Genomic DNA, 19,217 nt, shown 5'->3' on the forward strand with positions numbered 1-19,217 from the left:
CATTACAATAAGGAGAACGCCATGCTGATTGATGTCCACGCCCACTTGCTGACCGAGGGCATGTTGAACCGCCATGAGTTCTGGGGGCCGTTCATGAAGGTCCAGGGGCTGACCGTGGGGCATTTTTCCCTCGGTACCAAACAACCGGCCAAAGCGGCTACGGATGCCGAAGCGCAGGCCAATCTCCTGGCGCGCATGACCCACGCCAGCCGTCGAAAGCTGATGGACGAGCGGGGTGTCGACAAACTGGTGATGTCCACGCCGTCCCACTGCTTCATGTACTGGGCGGGGGACTTCGCCAATGAGTACGCAAGCATCTGCAACGATGAATTATCCGCGTTTTGCCGGGCCGACCCCGACCATTTCGATTTCTGGTGCCATGCCAACCTGGCGGACCCGCAAAACGCGGCCAAGGAGATCGAGCGCGCCGTGACTCAGCTAGGCGCCAAGGGTGTCTGCGTGGGTGGGGCTAATTTCAATGGTTTGGAGGCTCACGATGAGCGCTTGTTTCCTGTCTGGGAAAAGCTGACCCAGCTGGATGTGCCGATTATGGTGCACGGCTTCAACCAGTCGATCTATTGGGGCGAGAAACATACGCAAGACAAATTCGAAACGACGTCGATCGTGGGCGACTGTGTCGATGAAACACTGTTTTTCTGGTACCTGATCTGCGGCGGCGCGCTGGATGTGTTTCCGACCCTGAAAACCTACATCACCCATGCCGGCGGTATGGCGGTGTTCCAGTTGGGGCGCCTGAGCGAACTGAACCGGGCCATGGCGCCGGACTCGCGCAACCAGCGGCCATTGATGGATTACCTGCCGAACTTTTACTTCGATCTCGACGTTCATGCTCCGGGCTTGCGTCGTGGTGTCGCCGAAGTGGTGGGCGCGCAGCGTCTGTTGTACGGCACCAACTTCGGCGGTGCCTACGACCATGGCGATCTGACCGAAGGCATCGGCTTATCCACTGAGGACCGCGAGCGGATTCGCAGTGGTAACGCGATTGAACTGCTCAAGCTGACGGTGCCGGCCAGCACTGACCGGATATTGACGCCGTGATGGAATAGCCTGCCAGGCATGGCCGCCAGGCGGCCATGCCTGTGTTATTCGCTGGCAGCGTTACGCGCCGCGATGGCAGCGGCAAAATCGCGCTTGAGGGTTGGGAAGTAGGCAATCTGTCCGCCCATGCCACCGGCAATGTCGATCGAGGCGGCGCTGATGAAGCTGGCATATTCACTGGCCAGGAACAGCGCCATGCCGGCCACGTCTTCAGGTTTGCCGTAACGCCCGAGCGGTACGACTTTCATCACCATGGCATCGAATTCCTCGCGACTGACGCCCGGGCCCATTTCCTTGTAGTGGCGATCCCACTGACCGGTATCGATCCAGCCCATGTTCAGGCTGTTGACCAGGATATTGTCCTTGGGCAGGGACATGCCCAAGGAGCGGGAGAGGGCGATGCACGAGGCGCGGTTGATCACCGAGGGAATTCCGTCGGGCGTCGGAATCGCGCCGGCCAGGGCATTGATCTCAATGATCCGCCCCCAGCGCTGTTCACGCATGAACGGCACCACGGCCTGAACGAACCGGAAATGCCCCATCTGCAGAATGTTGGCATGTTCGAGGATGGCTTCCGGCGTCAGGGTCTCTAGATTGCCGCCACGCCCTTGACCGGCGTTGTTCACCAGCACATCGACACCGCCCCAGGCCTGTGCAACTTCAGCCACGAATGCTTTGACCCCCTCGCTGTCGGTCACGTCGACAGCCCGGGCAATGACCGCTTGGGCGTGTTGCGAGAGCTCCTTTGCGGCTTCGTGGACGGCAGTCTCGCTGCGGGCACAAATCGCTACCCGTGCGCCTTCGGCCGCGAAAGCCCGGGCAATGGCCAGGCCAATGCCCCGCGAAGCGCCCGTGATGATCACGCGTTTGGCACTCAAATCAATGTTCATGGTGGCTCCTCTTGTTTTTATCTGCCGCTGCGATGGCCGTTTTTTGCTGGGGAACATCCCAAATTCACTGGGTTTTCCGGAGCTATTGAAAGCTGAAAGAGGAAAAGCGTCAAAGACTATTTGAACGTTTATAGATTTTGTGTGCAGTATTATTCCTGGCATCGCCTGTGGCTGAAATCGGTATCCCAAGGAAGTCGATCGATAATTCTGTATATAGAATTGAAATCTTTATGTGGAATTTTTGGTTCTTATCCGTTACGGTAACTTCAGCTGAGGAGGGAAGCGGTCCTGGAGCGTGCCAGGCCTCCGTGAGCGGACTGTCCAGGCGGGACTTGCAACGATCCTGTGAGGTTTCGCAGATTGTTGGAAGGACTGTTTGAACGCACTAAACGACTGAAAATAAAAATAAAAGGTAGTGTGTATGAAAGAGAAGACCAAACAGGGTCGGCGGGTGCTGACTCAAGGTGCGCTGACACTGTTGATGGTTGGCGGCGCACAGGTTTCGATGGCGGCCTCGTTCGACATGTCGAACCCGGACTACCGTGTGCGTTGGGACAATACGGTCCGTTACAACCTCGGGATGCGCACCGACAGTCAAGACAGCCACATCATGAACACGCCGAACTACGACGAGTCGGACGGCAAGTTCGATAAAGGCGATATCGTGACAAATCGCCTCGATCTGTTGAGTGAGTTCGACCTTTCCTACCTCAACGAATGGGGAGGGCGACTCAGTGCCGCCGCCTGGTTTGACCAGGCTTATCACGACGACTCGGTGACCAGTAACATTCCCGGCTACGCGACCAGCTATCACAACAATAAGTACAGCGATGAAGTGGATCGCTACATGAACGGACCGTCGGGCGAGATCCTCGATGCGTTCGTCTGGCGCAACTTCAACATCGGCGACACGCCAGTCAACGTGAAAGTCGGTCGCCATACCAACTATTGGGGCGAGGGCCTGCTCTTCGGCGCCCACTCCGTGTCTTACTCGCAAGCCCCGAGCGATGGCGTGAAGGCGTCAACCAGCCCAGGTATCGAAACCAAGGAAGTGTTCCTGCCCGTCGGACAAGTGTCGGCCAAAGCGCAGGTCACCGACCGACTCTCCCTTGCCGCTCAGTACTTCTATGAATGGGAACCGACCCGGATTCCATTCGGCGGCACCTATTTCGGTGGCGCCGACCCTCTGTTCGAAGGTCCGGACCAATTGCCGGTGGCTGCCAATGGGGCAACGTTGCAGCGTCAGGATTCGCGCTTCGGGCGTGACGGCAAGAACTGGGGCGTGATGGGTAAGCTCAACGTCGAAGAAATCGAATCGACCTTTGGCGCCTACTATCGTCAGTTCGATGACTACCAGCCTTGGCTGGCACCGCAGGTCAAAGCGGCATCGGGCTCCTATCGGGTGGTCTACCCACGCGGCGTGAAACTCGCTGGTGTCAGTTTTGCCCGGGTCTTCAACACCGTGGCGGTAGGGACCGAGTTGTCCTATCGCATGGGCGGCGCGTTGAATGCCACCGGTGTCAGTGCCCTGGATGATGAAGGCCCTCGCGGCGATACGATCCACTTCATCGCCAACGCTGTCTACGGCGTACCGCGTAACTTCATTTCGGACAACGCCACGCTGGTCGGTGAGTTCGCCTACAGTCATTTGCAACGGGTGACCGAACACGAAGAACTGTACAAGGGCGTCGGTACGGCGGCCTGTACCAATGCCAGGACTCCCGGCATTCCTGATTCGGGCAGCGAAGCCGATGGCTGTTCGTCGAAGAACTACTACGCCGTCGCCGTCAACTATACGCCACAGTACATTTCCATCTTTCCGTCCTGGGATCTGGATGTTCCATTGACCGTCAACTACGGTCTGCATGGCAACGCACCGACTGCCGGTGGTGGGAACGAGGGAGCGCTGTCCTATTCGATCGGGCTGAAGGCAACTTACGCGCAACTCTATGAGTTCGGGTTGCGCTATGCCGACACCCGGGCTCAACCCAAGCACCTGGCGAACGGGACCGTGGCGGGTAACGGGCCCGTGGGCGGCACCGACCGCGGCTGGCTGGCGTTTACCTTCAAGACCTCCTTCTGACAAATACAACAAGAATCGGAGAATGTGTTCATGAAACGACAACTTGCCCTATCCATTGCCCTGATGAGCATGGCGACCTACACCCTGGCGGCAGGCGGTGACGCCTCGGAACTGGGCAAAAGCCTTACCCCGTTCGGGGCGATCAAGGCAGGTAACGCCGAAGGTACGATTCCTGCCTATGATGGCGGCTTGACCAAGGCACCGGCCGGCTTCGTAGCGGATAGCGGGTTCTGGGTCGACCCGTTCAAGGACGAGAAACCACTGTTTCGCATTGATGCCAAAAACGTTGACCAGTACGGGGACAAGCTCAGTGAAGGGCAAAAGGCCCTGATCAAGAAATACCCGACCTACTACATCGACGTTTACCCAAGCCACCGTACGGCGGCCTATCCTCAGGCGGTACTTGACGCCACCGTGCGCAACGCCACCAGCTGTCAGATCCAAAAGGACGGGTTGGCAGTCGATCCGGCCTGCCGTGGCGGCTTGCCGTTCCCGATTCCGAAAACCGGCAACGAAGTGATGTGGAACCAGCAGGTGCGTTACAAGATCGGCACCGGCTACTCGACCACGTCTTCTTCCAATAGCTGGGTAGTCGATGCGAACGGCTCGATTACCAAGACCGCTGAACAGGCGACCTTCGAGGAAACCCCTTATTACCAGGTGACTCAGCAGGATCGCGACCCATTGATGTATGCCCGGGTGTTCTCGCGCAATGACTATCCGGCGCGACGTTCTGGTGAAGTGGTGGTACTGACCGACTTCCTCGATCCGTTGGCCAAGGCGCGTCGTTCGTTCAGTTATTCCCCAGGCCAGCGCCGGGTAAAACTGGCGCCGGAATTCGCCTTCGACACGCCGGTCGCCAGCCAGGGCGGTGTGACGCTGTTCGACGAGCTGCAAATGTTCTCCGGCAGCCAGGACCGGTTCGACTACAAACTGGTCGGCCGCAAGGAGATGTACATCCCTTACAACGCCTACAAGTTCTATTTCGGCGTTGGCAAGCAGGAAGATCAGTTCATGCCGCACCACGCCAATCCGGCGAACGAGCGTTGGGAACTGCATCGGGTCTGGGTCGTCGAGGCGACGTTGAAGCCGGGCATGCGTCACGTCTACAGCAAGCGCACCTACTATCTGGATGAAGATACCTTCGGCGTAGGCCTGTATGACGCCTGGGACAAGAGCGGCGCCTTGTATCGCTCGATCTTCCTCAGCGGTGTCCAGCTCTACGACAAGAACATCCCCTACAACGTGAAGAACGTCGTTTATGACTTCAACAAAGGCATGTATGCGTTGCTCAACGATGGTTTGAAGGGCGGCTACAAATTCGTCGACAAACCACTTTCCGAGCGTGACATGAACCCTGAAGCCATTGTGGCCCGGGTGACTCAGCGCTGACGTGATCTCGCCTGTTCTGCGTGCCGGTTTGCGCATCAAGCCTGGCAGGCAGAGCGGGTGGGTTCGCCACGTGGGATGGTTAAGGAATAAAAATAATGACTGGCCCTTGCCCTGCTTCTTTTTTCCGCTCCACGACGCGCCTGCTGCTGGCTGTCGCGCTGATCGTCGGTGCGAGTCCGTGGGTGACGACGCCTGCCTATAGCGCGGTCGCGTCCTCCGCCGACTCGCTGGACGTGCCGGCGCAGCGGGTGGATGAACGTCTGCCCGCACCCTTGCTGTCGGTCGCCAGGGCTGGCAACGCGATGATCGGCGTCGGTCTGCACGGGCTGATCCAGCGTTCCACCGATGACGGCCGGACCTGGCGGCAGGTCGACAGCCCGGTTTCCAGCGATCTGGTGCAAGTACGCTTTCGCGATGAGCGCAATGGCTGGGTCGTCGGTCACGATGCCTTGGTCATGCGCACCACCGATGGCGGCGACAGCTGGCAGGTGCAACTTGACGGGCGCCGCCTGTTGACGTTGCTCAACGCCTACTACGGCCCGCGGGCCGAAAAAGGCGATGAAGCCGCAGCCCTGGTGCTCAGGGAGGTTGCCATGGCCGCCAGCACTTCGGCGACGCCGGACGTGTTGGCCGCACCGTTTCTGGATGTGATGTTCAATGAACACGGCAGCGGGTTTGTCGTGGGGGCCTTCGGCATGTTGTTGCACAGCGCTGATAACGGCCAGAGCTGGGAACCATGGATCGAGCGCAGCGACAACGATCGACGCATGCACCTGTATGGCCTGGCGCAGCACGCTGGCGCTTTTTATATCGCGGGTGAACAGGGCCTGTTGTTGCGCCTGGACGGTCAGCAACAGCGTTTCGTGAAAATCGATACGCCCTATACCGGTACCTACTTTGGCGTTCGTGCCTTCGATCATCTACTGCTGGCTTACGGACTGCGCGGCAATCTGTTGGCCAGCCGTGATGACGGCCAGCAGTGGCAGCCCGTGGAGACCCGGCTCAATAGCAGCCTGGTCAGTATCGTCGAGCAGGGCAACGCCTTGATCGTCGTAAGCCAGGGGGGGCAATTGGTCAGTGTCGATCGGCAGAGTTTGCAGGTCAGCCCGTTGACCGATGCGCGGGTAGGCGAGGTGTATGCAGCCACCGCCACCAAACAGGCTGGGAGCCTGGTCGTCACGCGCTTCAGCGGCGCGAAGGTCATCGATATCGCCCCGGCCAACTAACGCCGCCGGCACGATTCCCCTACGAGAAAGAAAAAATGGTCGAGCAAAAATTCAACAGCGGGATGCCAGTGATTGCCAACCTGGAGGACTTTGACAAGCACTCCGGTGGCTGGTTTGAACGGGTCATTTTCCGTCATCGCATGGTCGTCATCGTTGCCTGCTTGCTCGCCACGGTCGTGCTGGGCTTCTTTGCTACCCAGCTGCAGGTGAATGCCAGCTTCGAGAAAATGATTCCCAGCTCCAGCCCGTACATCAAGAATTACCTGGCCTATAAAAACCAGTTACCAGGCCTGGGCAACAGCATTCGCGTGGTGGTGGAAAACAAGACCGGTGACATCTACGACGCTGACTACTTGCTGGCCCTGCAGAAGGTCAACGACACCCTGTACCTGATTCCGGGTATCGACCGTTCCTGGATGAAGTCGCTGTGGATGCCCATCGTTCGCTGGAAAGAAGTGACGGAGGAGGGCATCGATGGCGGTGCGGTGATGCCAGCCGATTACGACGGCAGCGACAAGTCGATAAAGGCGCTGCGCCGCAACATCATGCGCGCCGGCATTATCGGCAACCTGGTGGCCAACGACGGCCGGTCGAGCATGATTGTCGCGCCACTGCTCGATACTCATCCGCAGACCGGGAAACCCCTGGACTACGGTGATTTTTCCAAGCAACTGGAAGCACAGATTCGCTCGCTGGAAAGCGACAAGGTGGGCATTCACATTGTCGGTTTCAGCAAGCTGGTCGGTGACCTGATCGACGGCCTGTATTCGGTGATGCTGTTCTTTGGCACCTCGGTGGTGATCGCCGGCCTGTTCGTCTACTGCTATACCCGCTGCCTGCGCAGCACCCTGTTGCTGGTGAGCGTGGCGGTGGCCGGTGTGGTGTGGCTGTTGGGTTTGATGCAGATCCTCGGCTACGAGCTGGATCCGTATTCGATTCTGGTGCCGTTCCTGATTTTTGCCATCGGCATTTCCCATGGCACGCAGAAGATGAACGGCATCCTCCAGGATATTGGCCGGGGCACTCATAAGTATGTGGCCGCGCGATACACCTTCCGCCGTTTGTTCCTCACCGGCCTTACCGCGCTACTGACCAATATCGTCGGTTTTGCCGTGCTGGTGATCATTGATATCCCGGTGATCCGCGACCTGGCCCTGACCACCAGCATCGGTGTGGCGGTGTTGATTTTCACCAAGCTGCTGCTGATTCCGGTGGCGCTGTCATACCTGGGTGTGAGTGAAAAAGCCGCGCGTATCGCCATCGCCAAAGACCAGGCCGATGAAGCCAGCCGAGGTTTGCTTGGGCATATCTGGCGTGGTCTCGACCGCTTCACCGAACGGCCGGCGGCCACGGCAGTCATTGCCTTGTCGCTGTTGGTGACCCTGCTGGGCAGCGTGGTGATGATGCATCTCAAGGTGGGCGACCTGGACCCCGGTGCACCCGAGTTGCGCGCGGACTCACGCTATAACCGTGACAACGCCTACATCACCAGCCATTACGGACTTTCCAGTGACCAGTTCGTGGTCATCATGAAGACCAACGAAGACAGCTGCCGTCTGTACCAGTCGCTGCAAAGCATGGACAAACTGGCCTGGCGCCTGCGCCAGACGCCGGGCGTGCAAACCACCCAATCGCTGGCCGAAACCGTGCGGATGATCAGCTCCGGCATGGCCGAAGGCAGCCCGAAATGGTTGAGCATCAGCCGTGACCAGGCGATCACCAACTCGGCGGTGGACGCGGCGATGATTTCCGCCCCCGGCATCACCAACCAGCAATGCTCGGTGACGCCATTGATTGCCTACCTGGCAGACCACAAGGCCGATACCCTGAGCCGGGTATTGAAGGTCTCCGAGGCGTTCGCCAAGGAAAACAACACCGCCGCCGGCGCCGAGCAGCCGGTGGAATTCCTGCTGGCCGCGGGTAACGCCGGCATCGAGGCCGCCACCAACATCGAGGTTGAGAAGGGCATCATCACGATGTACCTGGCTGTGTATGGCGCCACGGCCTTGCTCTGCCTGCTGACGTTCCGCAGTTGGCGTGCAACGCTGGTGGCGCTGATTCCGCTGCTGATGACCACGATCATCTGCAAGGCGCTAATGGTCTGGTTGGGCATCGGCCTGAAAGTGGCCACCTTGCCGGTCATCGCCGTGGGTGTCGGGGTCGGTGTCGATTACGCGTTGTACCTGCTGAGCGTGCAACTGGCGGTGCAGGCGCGAGGTGGCAGCCTGGCTGTCGCTTATCGCCGCTCGCTGGATTTCACTGGCCGTGTCGTCGCCCTGGTGGGCCTGACCATGGCCGCGGGGGTGATTACCTGGGCCTGGTCGCCGATCAAGTTCCAGGCGGACATGGGCATTCTGCTGACCTTCATGTTCCTGTGGAACATGCTCGGTGCGCTGGTGTTGATCCCGGCCCTGTCACATTACCTGCTCAACCCCAAGGGCAACTCCAAGGCCGGAGTGACGCTTGACCTTGAAGACGCCCGCGCGCAGCAGGAACCGCGTAAGGCCGCGACCAGTGCACCAACACACTCATTGACTGAGCTCGCCTTACCCCGGCGTGCCCGCTGACTAATGGCCGGGCCCAGGCCCTGGCTGGCAATTGCAAGGAGATAAAGATGTTCGAGTTATTGATGAGTGCCGACATGATGGTTCCAGACCCGGACGGCATGACGCAAATGTTGGTCGACAAGCTCGGGATCTACAAACACGAGCGCTGGCGCCAGGCGTTCGATAATCACCCGTACATCGCGCATTTTCTGCGGGTACACAAATCCCTGGCGGTGTCGCCGACGCGCATCGAACCGCAGTGGCACCTGGATCGGCCGAACCCCGGTGACCCGCTGTTTCATGATTTCCTGGAAAGCCTCAAGGATTTCCAGGGCCACCACCGGCCCATGCTTACCCACTCCATCGTGCTGGCGCTGCATGGGGACAAGTTCGACGCGCTGGTGGACAAACTGATGCGTCGTCGCTTGCCATTCCGCATGGCGCAGCGCACCCCGGAAATGCCGTTCGATCGCCTATGGCTGGGGGCGACCCCCGAGCAACCGTATTACCAACCCTCCGTGGACGGCGGCTTGTGCATTGAAATCATGCCGACCGAGCCTTTGCAGATGCCGCCGGAAACCTACCAGCTGCCACCGATGCAACCGCGCGATCTCAAGCCCGGCGACATGGTGCGCGTCACCGCCCGTGGCTTCCTGGTACGCGACCTCGATGAAACCCTGCGCAAGGTATCGACCAACCTCGACTGGGAGCCGAGCGGCCCGGTAGAGACCATCGGTAGTGAAGGTTACCGCCGTGCGCGGATGGGCTTCACAGTGCCCAACAGCGCCACCCTCGATGTGCTCGAGGCTACCTACTGGAACACCGACGCCGGCCACTACGTCAATAATTGGGGCCCGGGTCCGTACTACATCCGCATCGGTGTCAACGACCTGGCCGCCAAAGCCGAGGACTTGCGAGCGCGCGGCACTCGGTTCCAGTGGATCGAATCCTCGGCGGCCGTGGGTGGCCGTGCGTTGATCAAGGTCGATCCGCAGGAACTCGATGGCCAAGTCTTCGAGTTCGAGGAGTGCTCTGCATGAGCCCGGCGCAGAACCAGCCGTCTTGCGTGCTGATCAACGATGCCGTGCGCCTGGAGCGGGAGGCCATGGTGGGCTGGGTGGTACTGACCCGGCCCCGGCAGATCAACGCCATCAACGACGACATTCGCCAGGGCGTGCCGCAAGCATTGGCGTTGTTGCAACAAGACCCGGAAATTCGTGTGATCGTGATTCGCGGGGAAGGCGAGCGAGGCTTTTGTGCGGGCGCCGATATCAAGGAACGTCGCGGTCCGGAGTCGAGCCTGCAAGTGCGCCAGCGCATGGAAAAGGTGCGCTGGATCGAAGCGCTGGATGGCATCGGCAAACCCGTGATTGCCGCCATCCATGGCTACTGCATGGGCGGTGGGCTGGAGCTGGTATTGGCGTGTGACATCCGTTTCGCCGCGCCCGATGCCGTGTTCGCCCTGCCGGAAACCGGCCTGGGCCTGATTCCCGGTGGCGGCGGCACGCAACGACTTTCCCGTGTGGTGGCGCCGGGTCAGGCATTGGACATGTTGCTTACCGGTGACCGGGTGGGTGCCGAACACGCGCAGCGCATTGGCCTGGTCAGCCGCCTGGCCAGTGACAACGCCAGCCTGCTGGACGAAGTACGGGCCTTTGCTCAGCGCATCGCCAGCAAACCACCCACCGCGTCGGCCTTTGTCAAACAGGCGGCCCGGGCGGCGCTGGACATGGATCTCAAGCGCGGCCTGGACTTGGAGCTCGATCTGTTCGCCTTGCTGGCCCCGACCAAGGATGCCCGCGAAGCGGCCCAGGCGTTCAGCGAGCGGCGCGAACCGCGCTTTACCGGCGAGTAAAGCGTCACCCAAAAAACAATAAGGAACAGGACATGAGCACAGGAAAACTGGCAGGGCGAGTGGCCATTATTACCGGTTCCGGTGGCGGCCTGGGCGCTGAGTGCGCCCGGGTACTGGCGTCGCATGGTGCAAGTATCGCAGTGGTCGATATCAACTTCGAGGGCGCGACGGCCGTTGCCGAGTCGCTGCTGGCTGCGGGTCATCAAGCCTTGGCGATCGCTACGGACGTGTCCTCGGAAGACGACGTGCGGGCGATGGTCGCCCAGGTGAAACAGCGTTTTGGCCGTGTCGACATCCTGCACAACAACGCGGCGATCCTGAATGCCGAGCAACGTCAGTTGGACCGTGACTTCGTCAACCTCGATATGCAGGCCTGGGATCGCGCCATCGCCGTCAACTTGCGGGGCGCGGTGCTGTGCACCAAGCATGTGATCCCGGTCATGCTGGAGAACGGCAAGGGCTCGATTATCTTTGCCACTTCAGGCCTGGGCATGCAGGGCGATATGTCCCTGACCGGCTACGCCACCTCCAAGGCGGGGCTGATGATGCTGCCGCGCATGGTGGCTTCGCAGTACGGCAAGCAAGGTATTCGTGGTAACGCCGTGCAGATCGGCCTGGCGCCTTCGGAGCACGCCATGCCTGAACCGGTGCTCGACATTCTGCGCGACAACCACTGCACCGCCGAGCTGGGCACACCCCGGCAGATCGCCGATGTCGTGGCATTCCTGGCCAGTGATGAATCCGCCTTTGTCACCGGCACCACACTGGTCGCCGACGGTGGTTTCAGCAGCCACACGCCATCCCTGGTGGCGATGCGCGCGCTCTTTGCGCAGATGGGCCGCACCGGCATGTAACGCTTGCCTCGGCGCCCTCTACGCAGTGCGCCGAGGCTGATCTTCGCCGCTACAGCCGCCGTGCTTGTATTTCGACATTGGAAGCCTGTAATGAACCAGAACCAAATTGAGAGAAACACTGATTTCGATGTAATCGTGGTCGGTGGGGGTACCAACGGCCTGTCAGCGGGCTGTTACTTGGGCATGGAAGGCAAAAAAGTGTTGGTCCTTGAGGCGTTGGACAAGGTTGGCGGGATGGCCTCGTCTGGCTACCTGATACCCGAAGCGCCGCAGCATCTGGTACACCCCTGTGCCTTGGACATGATGTCGATGCGTGTGCATTCCCATGTGCCGCTGGAATTGGGACTGGAGCGCCACGGCTTCAAATCGGTGGAGCTCGCGCCGGGGTATGTCTACCTCCACCCGGATGGGCAGTCGCTGATTTTCTGGCGTGACCGTGAGAAAACCGCTGCCGAGATACGCCGCTTCAGCAGCAAGGACGCCGAGGCGTTTCTCCAGTTCATGAAGGTCATCGACATGTTCCTCGATATCGCGCTGCCGATGATGCGGGTCGACCCGGCGAAAACCAACCTGGGCGTGAAGCTGAAAATGCTCGGCACCGCGCTTAAGCACAAAGCCTTGAAACCCGAGCTGATGGCGCTGATGACGGGCTCTGCGTTGCAGGCGGCCCGTGAGCGCTTCGAGCATCCGGTGACCCTTTCTGCGATGTGCGCACTCACCGGCCTGGCGGGCGATATCAGCGCCGATGGCGGTGGCATCTATTACGCCTTGCTCGGTTTCCTCCATCGTTTTGGCGTGGGCCGGGTGATGGGGGGTATGCAGCAGTTGAGCAATGCCATGCAGGCTCGATTGGAAGAGTTGGGCGGCCAGGTGCTGGTATCGGCCAGCGTCAGTGAAATCGTCGCCAGGCAAGGTCAGGTCAAAGGCGTGAAGCTGGCCGACGGTCGCGAGTTCACGGCCCGTGCAGTCATTGCCGGTTGTCATCCCAAGCCAGCGCTGGACATGGTCACCCGCGGCGAGATCCCGCAACACCTGCTGACCCGCATCGCCATGGCGCCGGCCAACGGCAAGGGCTCGGGACCGCTCAAAGTGGATGTCGCCTTGCGTGGGCAGATTTCCCTGCCACGTTTCGCTGCCGCGCGCGGCGACGGTGTGGATCTGCGCAAGACCGTGATGTTGATCGGCACCGAAGAGGCCGTGCTGGAAAACTTCGCCGCCTGCGCCCGTGGCGAGGTCCCCAAATTGCCCTATATCACCGTGGCCGCACCAAGCGCCGCGGATCCCTCCCAGGCGCCAGCCGGCCAGGATGTGTTGTACATCTACCCGCCCGTGATGCCGGTGAACCCCAACGAAGGCTGGGACGCGTTGCGTGAGCGAGTGGCCGACCAGGTGCAGGAACAGTTGTACGACTATATCGAGGGTATCGAAGGGCAAGTGATTGGCCGACGCATCGAGGCCGCCCCGGACTTTACCGAACGCCTGAACACCGTGAATGGCTGCGTGGTGCATATCGACACCACCTCGATGCGCTCGAGTACCATGCGCCCGGCATACGGCTTGGGAGGCGATACCTTGCCGGTGGCGGGATTGTATTTGGGCAGTGCCGGCATTCACCCGGGCGGCGGAGTCAATGGCATGGCCGGCCGGCTGGCGGCCAGGCGGGTGAGCAAGTACCTGAGTAAAAAAGGCAACTGAACCGTCGACAGATAAACCTGTGGGAGCGAGCCTGCTCGCGAAGGTGGTGTGTCAGGCGGCGATGATGGTGCAAGTGCTTGCCCCTTCGCGAGCAGGCTCGCTCCCACAAAGAGATCATGTTCAGGTAACGCGGGTAAACCTGTGGGAGCGAGCCTGCTCGCGAAAACGCGCCGACAGCCTTAAACGCTGTCGGCGTTCTTTTCTGCCCCCAGTGAAATACTCGCCAGGACAAAGTCCGCCGAGTACTGACGCCAGATGGCCATGCCTTGGGCCGAGTCGGTGTCCAACCCGGCGAGTGCCGACATCGAATAGCGGTTGGTGAACCAGCCAGTGGTCACCAAAGATGCACTGGCCAGCAAAAGGCGCGGGTTGATACCCCCACGGAAATCACCATTGGCAGCGCCGCGCAGCAGAATCGCGTCGAGTTTGGCGATCAGTTTCGGCGCCATTTCCAGGAAATGGTTACGGGGTGTTTCGTGGGTATCGTGGTAGCGGATGCCCTCCAGCGCCAGGCTGCCAAGGAAGGGGTCCAGGCGGTACTGATCGAAGAAATGGTTGAGCACGACGCGCATCGCTTCCGGTGGTGGAAGCGCTTCGACATTGAGGTTGACCAGCTCGGACATGATGTTGTCCGAAGACTCATCCAGTACCGCTACAAACAGCCCTTCCTTGGACTTGTAGTAGTGGTAGACCAACTGCTTGGTGACGCCCGCATCCCGGGCAATTTCTTCCACTCGCGCACCGGCCAGGCCCTTTTTGGCGAACTCCATGCGCGCAGCAGCGAGCAGGCGATTCATCGTATTGCGCTTGCCCTGTTCGCCACCTTCTCCTGCCTTCACCGCCACCTCGTACTCCTCATGCCTGCATGGGGCAGGCTATTGATACTTTGAAGCATTTTCCCGTGGGCCTTCGTTTGACCCTAAGTCAAACGAAGCCGGCCACCGGTATGGATGCAAGCGCATACCATAGGTTAGCAGCCGGGCAATCTTGGTGTGCAAGAGCCATAAAAACAAGACGGGAGACCCTGATGAACAACGACAGCGCGGCACTGGACCTGGCAACCGCTTATTCTGCCGTATCGCAAATGTACCGCGGCACCGACCTGGATATTCACGCGGTGTGCCGCGAGCAACGGCTGAAATCGCCCATCTATGAAGGCGACTTCATCACCCAGTTCGGCGTTCCGACCAATGCCGGGACCCAGCAGGGCACTCGCCCGACCTTCGCCTTGTTCAAGTACCAGGATGTGATGACCGTCCTGCGCGACGGTGCGACCTACACCAGTGGATTCATTGCCGAAGGTCTGGGCGCGTTCTTCGATGGCCTGATCATTCTTGCCATGGACGGTGACGAACACCGCAAGGTCCGCGCCTTGCTGCAACCGGCATTCATGCCGGAGACCGTGAACAAATGGCGCCCGCAGATCGATCAAGTGATTCGCGAAGAATACATCCGGCCGATGCTGCCAGCGAAGAAGGCCGACTTGATGAAGTTCGGCCTCGAACTGCCGATTCGCATCATGTACGCCTTGATGGGCTTCCCTTCGGATGACCCCTCCAAGTACAAGCAATACGCCGCCTGGGCCTTGGCCATTGTCGGCGGCAACCAGATTGACCCGAGCAAAATGGCTGAAGCGCGCCGCCAGGCCGGCATCGCCGTCAAAGGGCTGTACGACGCGCTGGCCGAGGTCGTGGTGCAACGCCGTGCCGAGGGTAGCCAGGGCGATGATGTGATCGGGCGTTTGCTGCGTGCCGAATACGAAGGGCGCACGCTGGATGACCATGAAGTGATCACCTTCACCCGCTCGTTGTTGCCGGCCGCTGGCGAAACCACCACGCGCATGTTCGGCTCGGTGATGACCTTGCTACTGACCACGCCCGGCCTGCTGGAGCGCGTCAAGGCCGACCGCTCGCTGATCGGTAAACTGATGGACGAAACCACCCGCTTCGAGCCGGTCGCCACCTTCAAGGTGCGTGAAACCGCCAAAGAAGTGGAGTTTCACGGCGTGAAGATTCCCAAGGGTTCGTTTGTCCAGTGCATGGTGGTGTCCGCCAACCGCGACGAAGACGCTTTTGAAAACCCCGATGTATTCGACATTGATCGCAAGCCAAAACCCTCCTTTGGTTTTGGCTTTGGCCCGCACATGTGCATCGGTCAATTCGTAGCCAAGGTGGAAATCAGCTGCGCGGTCAACGCGATCCTCGATCTATTCCCCAATTTGCGCCTCGACCCGAGCGAGCCTGTCCCGCAGATCGGCGGGGCGCAACTGCGCGGCGTGTCCAAGCTTCCGGTGATCTGGGACTAACCACGCCTAAGAGCCATCTCCAGGCCTCAACAAAAACAACAGAGGGCATTATGAGAACGTTCAAGACCATTCCGGAACGCGGTGATTTTGGCTTTCAACAACTGGTCGGGCCGCACAAGGTCACGGGGGCTTCGATGTCCGCCGAACGCGGTTTCTTCGGGCTGCACCTGAGCAAGAGTTCCCCGTTCGGGTCGGTGCGCGATGAACAAGGCAACATCTATTCATTCGTGCGTTCGCTGATGGCGCCCAATGGCACCCCGAACCCGACCAAGTTCTTCTACCTGAACAACCACGTCGACAACGTCAACCTGCGCATGGACCACGAAAAAATGGCCCGGCAGGCCCTGACGCCGTTGCCCGTGCACAGCCTGGAAGGCGATGTCGCACGCTGGGCCAGCCAACCGGGTGAGCCCGGTAATGGTTGGGAAATCACGGCCAGCAGCGAGCGCCTGACCTGGAAGGAAGAAGGCCTGTTTCACCTGGAAGGGCGTCTGCTCGGCCCGGGACTGCAGTGGTACTTGCCGGGTGTGGACTGGGGCACCTTCTACGTTTCGCAGTTGTGGGACATCGCCGGTGTCTGCGAGGGGCGGGCGGTGAAAGGTGCCATGGCGCTGGACCAGTTCTACATGGCCGAAGGCGGCGCTATTCACTTCAAGAAAGACCTGGTGGTGAACAACAACAAGCACGTGATCTGGTGGTCCTTTGTCACCGTTTACAAAGACGGCAGCTGGGACACCGGTTCCTTCATGGTCGGTCACGACCACTTGGGCTACGCCATTTTCAACAATGAAAAGGGCGAGGTACGGGTCACCACCGATATCGAAGGGCAAACCGTGCACAAGGACGGCAGTTACTTCCTGAAGTCGGCCAAAATTGTCCTGGAAGGCCAGGAAGAGTGGGAGTTCCTGCCCGACGAGAAGGGGGAGATGATCGACTTCGTCGGTGGCTTCCCGATCACGGCGCAGCAGGAAGGACGCTGGCGTCGGGTGGGCGATACCCGTGAGCCTTCGCACTGGCTGGGCTGGGGCGAATCGGACCGACGTAACGGCTCGGCCCGTAACGTTCCAGGCAAGGACCTGTAGTCGGTCGGGTGCGCCGGGTTGCGATGGGTTACCCGGCGCGCGCGCTGCGTCAAAAGCCTCTTCTAATAACAACAATGAGGAACCGCAATGAAATTCCGTGACAAAGTCGTGCTGGTCACCGGTGCCGGTCGAGGCATGGGCCGTGCCATTGCCCTGGCCTATGCCCGCGAGGGCGCCAAGGTGGTCGTATCGGCACGCACCGCTCGATACGGCGAAGAAACGATCAGCCAGATCAAGGCCCTGGGCGGTGAGGCCTGTCTGGTCGGTGGCGACATCGCCGACCGCGAGGCGATCAAGTCGATGGTGGAAGGTGGCGTGGAGCGTTTTGGCGGCCTGGATATCGTGGTGCATTGCGCGGCCGATACGAGCCACGGATTGATCGCCGACATGGCCGATGACACCTTCGATCACATCGTGCGCAGCAACATCCAGTCGTTGTTCTGGCTGGCCAAGGACAGCGCCTTTTACCTGTCCCGGGCGGTCGATAAAGGCCGGTTGATATTCATCTCCTCCGGCGAAGCCAACCGCAAATATACGCCTCGACTGATTGCCTATAGCTCCAGCAAAGCCTTTATGAACGCCTTCGCTCGTGGCTTGGCGGTGGAGTTCGGCGCCATGAATATTCTGGTCAATGTTGTCGAGCCCGGGCTGATCGGCACTGACCATATGCTGGAAACCCTGGGCAATGAACTGCCGCATAAACTCGCGGCACATTTTCCCGTGGGGCGTTTGGGTGAGTCCGCCGACATTGCCAATGCCGTACTGTTTCTGACCTCCAACGAGGCCTCCTACATCACTGGCACCTCGCTGCTGGTGGATGGAGGCGCCACCATGGTCGCGCTGCCCAAAGTCGAAGAAATCCTCAAGGGCCACTAATCATGTCGCGCGTCCGCAATGGCGGGCCGCGCTGGGAGTCAGGTCATGACTACAAATACACGCAACAGCACCACCTCGGCCCACGCCGGCAATGATTTCTCCGAGTTCAAGCGTGGCTGGCACATTGTCCTGCTGGGGTTGTTTGGCATCTGCACGAGCATTTCCGCTGCGTTGCTGTATTCCTTCGGCACCCTGGTGATTCCGCTGGAGCAGGCGTTCGGCTGGAGTCGTGGCGACTTGCAGGCCTCGATCACCTTTCTGTTTGCTGGTGTGGCGATTTCCACGCAGTTGGTGGGTGGGTTGTATCGCCGTTACGGATTGCGCCGAGTGGCGATTGTTTCGATGGTGCTGCAGATCGTCGGTTACCTGGCCATCACCCGGATCCAGGGCTCGATTGGCTGGTTGTACCTGGCATTCTTCATCATGCCGATCATCTGCGCCGGCACCATTGCGATTACCTGGACACAACTGGTCAACCTGTGGTTCGAGCGTAATCGTGGGTTGGCGCTGGCCGTGATCCTGTGTGGCACCGGCTTGATGGCGATGATTCTGCCGCCGCTGTTGTCGCGGTTGATTGCCGCCTACGGCTGGCAGGCCGGGTTCATTGCGTTGGCGGCGATGCCGATGCTGTTTACCCTGCCTTTGTCATTGATGTGGTTACGCATGCCGGCACCGCTCGCCAGTGCTGATGCCACGCCTCAGAAAGCGCTTGCGCAACTGACTGGCATGTCGTTCAGACAAGCCTTGCGCTCAGGGATGTACTGGGGCTTCAACGTCGCGTTGATATTGTCGGTGTCGTTGACCGTCGGCATGGTCACCAACCTCGTGCCGATGCTGCAAAGCAAGGGCTTGAGCCCCCAGCAGGCCAGTCAGATTTTCAGCAGCTTTGGTATTTCCATCATCGGCGGACGTTTGTTGGTGGGCTATCTGCTGGATCGCTATTCACCTTCGGTGGTCGCGGCCGTGAGCCTGGCGCTACCGGCGCTGGGTTGTGCGATCTTCCTCTTGGGCGGGGCGCAGAACACCTCGTTGCTGGTCCTTGCCACCCTGTGCATTGGCGCCAGTGCCGGGGCTGAATTCGATCTGGCGGCCTTCCTGATGGCCCGCTATTTCGGCCTGAAGGACTACGCGCGAATCTTTGGTTTGCACCTGTGCCTGATTACCATCGTCTCCGGGCTGGTGCCCATGCTGTTCGGTCATCTTTATGACGTGTACGGCAGTTATTCGGCGGTGCTGGTGTGCTGTTTCTGTTGCGCCATCATCGGTCCGATCATTCTGTTGTGGTTGAAGATGGAGCCGGCATTCCTGGCCCGTCAACAAAACCCGCAGCAAGGACAACACGCCTGACCCCACC

At 60.0% G+C, this 19,217-nt stretch carries 15 protein-coding genes; 13 read left to right on the forward strand and 2 right to left on the reverse strand.

From position 1 onward, the window contains the following. Positions 1-21 precede the first annotated feature (21 nt). Positions 22-1,059 carry an amidohydrolase family protein gene (locus tag MKS85_RS07790; protein WP_014338789.1) on the forward strand — a complete coding sequence of 346 codons (1,038 nt, stop codon included), beginning with the start codon at positions 22-24 and terminating at the stop codon, positions 1,057-1,059. 44 nt (positions 1,060-1,103) lie between these two features. Here MKS85_RS07790 and MKS85_RS07795 read toward each other — a convergent pair whose 3' ends face one another. Beyond that, positions 1,104-1,949 (reverse strand): SDR family oxidoreductase, encoded by an 846-nt coding sequence (locus MKS85_RS07795; RefSeq protein WP_014338790.1) that lies wholly within the window; start codon positions 1,947-1,949, stop codon positions 1,104-1,106. Between the two features lie 421 nt (positions 1,950-2,370). Between MKS85_RS07795 and MKS85_RS07800 the strand changes: the two genes are divergently transcribed. From MKS85_RS07800 to MKS85_RS07835, 8 genes are all read left to right on the forward strand, one after another. Next, positions 2,371-4,032 carry a DUF1302 domain-containing protein gene (locus MKS85_RS07800; protein ID WP_014338791.1) on the forward strand — a complete coding sequence of 554 codons (1,662 nt, stop codon included), beginning with the start codon at positions 2,371-2,373 and terminating at the stop codon, positions 4,030-4,032. Positions 4,033-4,062: 30 nt separating this feature from the next. Further along, a complete protein-coding gene (locus MKS85_RS07805) occupies positions 4,063-5,424 on the forward strand; it encodes a DUF1329 domain-containing protein (RefSeq protein ID WP_039588653.1) in 1,362 nt (453 codons plus the stop codon). Positions 5,425-5,519: 95 nt separating this feature from the next. After that, positions 5,520-6,650, forward strand: a complete 1,131-nt coding sequence (locus MKS85_RS07810) for a YCF48-related protein (protein ID WP_014338793.1) — start codon at positions 5,520-5,522, stop codon at positions 6,648-6,650. A 35-nt stretch (positions 6,651-6,685) separates the two neighbouring features. Continuing rightward, positions 6,686-9,217 (forward strand): RND family transporter, encoded by a 2,532-nt coding sequence (locus MKS85_RS07815; RefSeq protein WP_014338794.1) that lies wholly within the window; start codon positions 6,686-6,688, stop codon positions 9,215-9,217. Between the two features lie 47 nt (positions 9,218-9,264). Then, positions 9,265-10,236, forward strand: a complete 972-nt coding sequence (locus MKS85_RS07820) for a lactoylglutathione lyase (RefSeq protein WP_014338795.1) — start codon at positions 9,265-9,267, stop codon at positions 10,234-10,236. Further along, positions 10,233-11,051 carry an enoyl-CoA hydratase/isomerase family protein gene (locus tag MKS85_RS07825; protein WP_014338796.1) on the forward strand — a complete coding sequence of 273 codons (819 nt, stop codon included), beginning with the start codon at positions 10,233-10,235 and terminating at the stop codon, positions 11,049-11,051. Before MKS85_RS07820 ends, MKS85_RS07825 begins: the two co-directional genes overlap by 4 nt. Positions 11,052-11,083: 32 nt before the next feature. Further along, on the forward strand, positions 11,084-11,905 hold the full coding sequence (locus MKS85_RS07830) for an SDR family NAD(P)-dependent oxidoreductase (protein WP_014338797.1): 822 nt from the start codon (positions 11,084-11,086) through the stop codon (positions 11,903-11,905). Positions 11,906-11,995: 90 nt separating this feature from the next. Then, positions 11,996-13,600 (forward strand): NAD(P)/FAD-dependent oxidoreductase, encoded by a 1,605-nt coding sequence (locus tag MKS85_RS07835; protein ID WP_014338798.1) that lies wholly within the window; start codon positions 11,996-11,998, stop codon positions 13,598-13,600. A gap of 179 nt (positions 13,601-13,779) precedes the next feature. On the opposite strand, the gene MKS85_RS07840 is transcribed toward MKS85_RS07835, so the two are convergent. Further along, positions 13,780-14,445 (reverse strand): TetR/AcrR family transcriptional regulator, encoded by a 666-nt coding sequence (locus MKS85_RS07840; protein WP_014338799.1) that lies wholly within the window; start codon positions 14,443-14,445, stop codon positions 13,780-13,782. A 182-nt stretch (positions 14,446-14,627) separates the two neighbouring features. Here MKS85_RS07840 and MKS85_RS07845 point away from each other — a divergent pair, with 182 nt between their 5' ends. The 4 genes from MKS85_RS07845 (at position 14,628) to MKS85_RS07860 (ending at position 19,210) form a co-directional block, all read left to right on the forward strand. Continuing rightward, positions 14,628-15,905, forward strand: a complete 1,278-nt coding sequence (locus tag MKS85_RS07845) for a cytochrome P450 (RefSeq protein ID WP_014338800.1) — start codon at positions 14,628-14,630, stop codon at positions 15,903-15,905. Positions 15,906-15,955: 50 nt separating this feature from the next. Continuing rightward, the gene (locus MKS85_RS07850; RefSeq protein ID WP_014338801.1) at positions 15,956-16,987 is read left to right on the forward strand and encodes a hypothetical protein; all 1,032 of its coding nucleotides are present in this window, start codon (positions 15,956-15,958) and stop codon (positions 16,985-16,987) included. A gap of 87 nt (positions 16,988-17,074) precedes the next feature. Then, on the forward strand, positions 17,075-17,863 hold the full coding sequence (locus tag MKS85_RS07855) for an SDR family NAD(P)-dependent oxidoreductase (protein ID WP_014338802.1): 789 nt from the start codon (positions 17,075-17,077) through the stop codon (positions 17,861-17,863). A 45-nt stretch (positions 17,864-17,908) separates the two neighbouring features. Next, positions 17,909-19,210: an MFS transporter gene (locus MKS85_RS07860; RefSeq protein WP_014338803.1), complete on the forward strand. Its 1,302-nt coding sequence runs from the start codon at positions 17,909-17,911 to the stop codon at positions 19,208-19,210. Positions 19,211-19,217 lie beyond the last annotated feature (7 nt).

This window comes from Pseudomonas sp. JL2 (assembly GCF_031570495.1).
Lineage (GTDB): Bacteria > Pseudomonadota > Gammaproteobacteria > Pseudomonadales > Pseudomonadaceae > Aquipseudomonas > Aquipseudomonas rhizophila.

Excerpts from the sequence above, each read along its gene's own strand:
- MKS85_RS07825 (WP_014338796.1), top strand. The coding sequence starts at position 10,233 with ATGAGCCCGGCGCAGAACCAGCCGTCTTGCGTGCTGATCAACGATGCC.
- MKS85_RS07790 (WP_014338789.1), top strand. The coding sequence starts at position 22 with ATGCTGATTGATGTCCACGCCCACTTGCTGACCGAGGGCATGTTGAAC.
- MKS85_RS07845 (WP_014338800.1), top strand. The coding sequence starts at position 14,628 with ATGAACAACGACAGCGCGGCACTGGACCTGGCAACCGCTTATTCTGCC.
- MKS85_RS07815 (WP_014338794.1), top strand. The coding sequence starts at position 6,686 with ATGGTCGAGCAAAAATTCAACAGCGGGATGCCAGTGATTGCCAACCTG.
- MKS85_RS07830 (WP_014338797.1), top strand. The coding sequence starts at position 11,084 with ATGAGCACAGGAAAACTGGCAGGGCGAGTGGCCATTATTACCGGTTCC.
- MKS85_RS07850 (WP_014338801.1), top strand. The coding sequence starts at position 15,956 with ATGAGAACGTTCAAGACCATTCCGGAACGCGGTGATTTTGGCTTTCAA.
- MKS85_RS07795 (WP_014338790.1), bottom strand. The coding sequence starts at position 1,949 with ATGAACATTGATTTGAGTGCCAAACGCGTGATCATCACGGGCGCTTCG.
- MKS85_RS07820 (WP_014338795.1), top strand. The coding sequence starts at position 9,265 with ATGTTCGAGTTATTGATGAGTGCCGACATGATGGTTCCAGACCCGGAC.
- MKS85_RS07800 (WP_014338791.1), top strand. The coding sequence starts at position 2,371 with ATGAAAGAGAAGACCAAACAGGGTCGGCGGGTGCTGACTCAAGGTGCG.
- MKS85_RS07855 (WP_014338802.1), top strand. The coding sequence starts at position 17,075 with ATGAAATTCCGTGACAAAGTCGTGCTGGTCACCGGTGCCGGTCGAGGC.
- MKS85_RS07810 (WP_014338793.1), top strand. The coding sequence starts at position 5,520 with ATGACTGGCCCTTGCCCTGCTTCTTTTTTCCGCTCCACGACGCGCCTG.
- MKS85_RS07805 (WP_039588653.1), top strand. The coding sequence starts at position 4,063 with ATGAAACGACAACTTGCCCTATCCATTGCCCTGATGAGCATGGCGACC.
- MKS85_RS07835 (WP_014338798.1), top strand. The coding sequence starts at position 11,996 with ATGAACCAGAACCAAATTGAGAGAAACACTGATTTCGATGTAATCGTG.
- MKS85_RS07860 (WP_014338803.1), top strand. The coding sequence starts at position 17,909 with ATGACTACAAATACACGCAACAGCACCACCTCGGCCCACGCCGGCAAT.